Genomic DNA, 2,914 nt, shown 5'->3' with positions numbered 1-2,914 from the left:
CGGCGGGCACCCGGCCGCGCCGCGCGGACCGGGCCGGGCGAGCACCGCGTCGCGGCGCTCCGGCGGGACCGCCGCGCCGTAGGCTGGCCCGGCCCGCCGGAGCCCGTCGAGACGGAGCCGAGTGCCATGAGCCAGTCCCCCGCCCCCGCCCCGTCCGGCGCCGCCGCCGCGGCCCGCGACCTCGCGGACGTGCCCGCCGTCGAGGTGATCACGACGGTCGCGCTGCACCTGATGACCGCGGCCGCGGTCAGCCTCGGGCTGGCGGAGGACGGCGCGGGCCACCGGGACCTGGACGAGGCCCGGAAGCTGATCACCGCGCTGGCCGGGCTGGTCACGGCGGGCGCGCCCGAGGTCGGCGCGTTCCACGCCGCGCCGCTGCGGGACGGCCTGGCCTCGCTGCAACGGGCCTTCCGCGAGGCGTCGCCGGTGCCGGACGAGCCGGGGCGCGGGCCCGGCGAGGCGCTCACCGGGCCGGTCGCCGCGCGCTGAGCGGGCCGCAGGGACCGGCGGTTTCACGGGCGGAGCCCGGCGGGCGCGGCCGTGCGGGCCCCTGGCGCCCTGCCGGGAGCGGTACGCGGGCGAGCGGGGCCGGCGAGCCGGTCAGGCGGCCGTACCGGGCCCACCGGAGCCGCCCGGGCCGGGGCCGTCCGTACCGGAGCCGCCCGTACCGGAGCCGCCCGGGCCCGGGCCGGAGGGGCCGTCCCCGGCCGGGCCCTCCGGGCCGGGACCGGTGTCCGGTCCGCCCGGGCCCGTCTCCTCCGGTCCCGCCGCGCCCGGCCTGGCGCCGCCGCGGCCGCGCCACGGCCACTGCCACGCCCCGGCCCCGCCACCGGCAGCCGCGGCCTCCCGCTCCCCGCCGCCGTTCCCGTCCCCGGCCGTCTCGCCGTGGGTGGCCCAGTGCAGGCCCGCGGCCAGCACTCCGCCGACGAGCGGGGCCACCAGGAACAGCCACAGCTGTCCCAGCGCGTCGCCGCCCGCGAAGACCGCCGGGCCGAAGCTGCGCGCCGGGTTGACCGAGGCCCAGGTCAGCGGGATGCCGACCAGGTACGTCGCGGTGAGGGCCACGCCGACCGCGACGGGCTCGAAGGCCGCCGTCGCGACCTCGCGGGTGACCGTCAGGAAGACGAAGACGAGCATCAGGGTGAGCATGACCTCGGCGAGGAAGGCGCCGCCGGTGTCGATGTTCACCGGGGAGCGGTGGCCGTAGCCGTTGCTGCCGAAGGCGCCGTGCGTCTTCAGGCCCGGCACCTGCTTGGCGAGCAGGTAGAGCAGGGCGGCGCCGATGATCGAGCCCAGCAACTGGGCGATCCAGTACTCGATGGCCGTCCGCAGGTCGATGCGCCGCGTGAGCAGCACCCCGAGCGTGACGGCCGGGTTGAGGTGGCAGCCCGAGATCCGGCCGAAGGCGGACGCGAGAGCCAGATAGGTGAAGCCGAAGGCGAAGGCGACGCCGACGGCGTTGATGAAGTCGGCCGCGAGGACCAGCGATCCGACCGCGAAGAAGACCAGCAGCGCGGTGCCCACACACTCTGCCATGACGGTGCGGGTCTCCGCGTCGCTGACGACTGTTCTGGTGTTCATGGCGCCTTCCTCACTCGGATCGCCCCGTTGCGCAGCATTCTGGAACGAAACGGGAGATTTCGCCCGTCGAAGATCGAGCGGCGGGCGCGGCGTCCGGGGCCGTACGGGCGGCGGGGCTCCCCAGGGGCCAAGGGGCACCGCGTCCCCGCGTGGGGCGGCGGCCGCGTCACGTGGCGTACTGCGGCGGCGCGCTCGGCGGCGAGCGGCGCGCTCGGCGGCGAGCGGCGCGCTCGGCGGCGAGCGGCGCGCTCGGCGGCGAGCGGCGCGCTCGGCGGCGAGGGGTGGCCGTACGGCGGCGGCAGCGGCTCGTAGCGCGGGAAGGCCGTAGGGCGGCGAGGCGGACCGTACGGGGCGGTAGGCCCGTACGGCAGGCGGGGCGGCGTCAGCGGTGGTACAGCGGCTCGCCGGAGACGGCCGCGTCCGGCGGCAGCAGCGCCAGGTCCAGACCACGCACCAGCCGCTCGCGCAGCGTCTCGTCGGCCGCCAGCGCCCGCGCCACCCGGTGCGCCGTCCGGCGGACGTGCTCGCCGGGCGCCAGCGCCAGGGCGAGCACCCCGTCGGCGGCCGTGCCCGCCGACGGGCCGAGGTGGGCCCGCAGCACGTCCGGCTCGGCGGCCAGCACCGCGCGGACCGCATCCGCCACGGCCGGGTCCGCGAGCGGGTCGGCGTCGGCGCGGCCCTCGGCGAGTGCGCGCAGCGCCGGGCCTGCCACCTGGTAGGCCACCGGGCCCGCCAGGTCCAGCACGAGGGTGTCCGCCCGTTCCTGCGCCGCCGCCTGGAGGGCCTGGCGCAGCGGTACGGCCACCGGCCGGGCGTCCGGGCGCCAGCGGGCGAGCGCCTCCGTGGAGGTGAACGCGGGCAGCGCCCGGCGGCCGCCAGGCGCCTGGAGGGTGGGCACCGCCATGTCGCTCGACTTCTCGCGGCGCAGCCCGTCCGGCCCCTCCTCGGCCTCGCCGAGCACGGCGACCACCGGAACCAGCAGCCGCGCGCCCGCCAGCGCCGCCAGCACCTCCGGCTCGGCCGCGGGGTCGGCCGCCCAGGCGGCGAGGGCCGCCGCCAGGCGGGGGTCGGCGGACCCGTCGTCGCCGCGGAAGCCGGGGTCGGGGATGCTCTTCAGCGCCACCGGGGAAGGGTATCGCCGCCCCGGGACGGCGCTTCTCACCGGCCTGTAACACGGCGCTCACGCGGTGCGCGACGCGCGGCCCTACGGTCCCGGCCCATGGCCTCCGACCCGCCCCGCATCCCCCGCCGCGCCCTCGCGGGCCGTACGCGCCCGCCGCGCCCTGCGCACCGCACCGGCCGGGCGGGCCGCCCAAGCCCGCCGGGCCGCGCG

At 79.5% G+C, this 2,914-nt stretch carries 2 protein-coding genes and 1 pseudogene; 1 reads left to right on the top strand and 2 read right to left on the bottom strand.

Annotation, left to right across the window (positions count from 1 at the left end):
- Nucleotides 1–126: 126 nt before the first annotated feature.
- Complete coding sequence (locus tag RKE29_RS29055) at nt 127–489, top strand: DUF1844 domain-containing protein (RefSeq protein WP_312008696.1); 363 nt, start codon at nt 127–129, stop codon at nt 487–489.
- A gap of 417 nt (nt 490–906) precedes the next feature.
- On the opposite strand, the pseudogene RKE29_RS29050 reads toward RKE29_RS29055, so the two are convergent.
- Nucleotides 907–1,581: pseudogene (locus tag RKE29_RS29050) on the bottom strand (aquaporin); the annotation flags it as partial.
- A gap of 382 nt (nt 1,582–1,963) precedes the next feature.
- On the bottom strand, nt 1,964–2,704 hold the full coding sequence (locus RKE29_RS29045) for an SseB family protein (RefSeq protein ID WP_312008695.1): 741 nt from the start codon (nt 2,702–2,704) through the stop codon (nt 1,964–1,966).
- Nucleotides 2,705–2,914 lie beyond the last annotated feature (210 nt).

This window comes from Streptomyces sp. B1866, assembly GCF_031932565.1.
Classification (GTDB): Bacteria; Actinomycetota; Actinomycetes; order Streptomycetales; family Streptomycetaceae; genus Streptomyces.
This window is presented reverse-complemented; position numbering and strand designations above follow the sequence as displayed.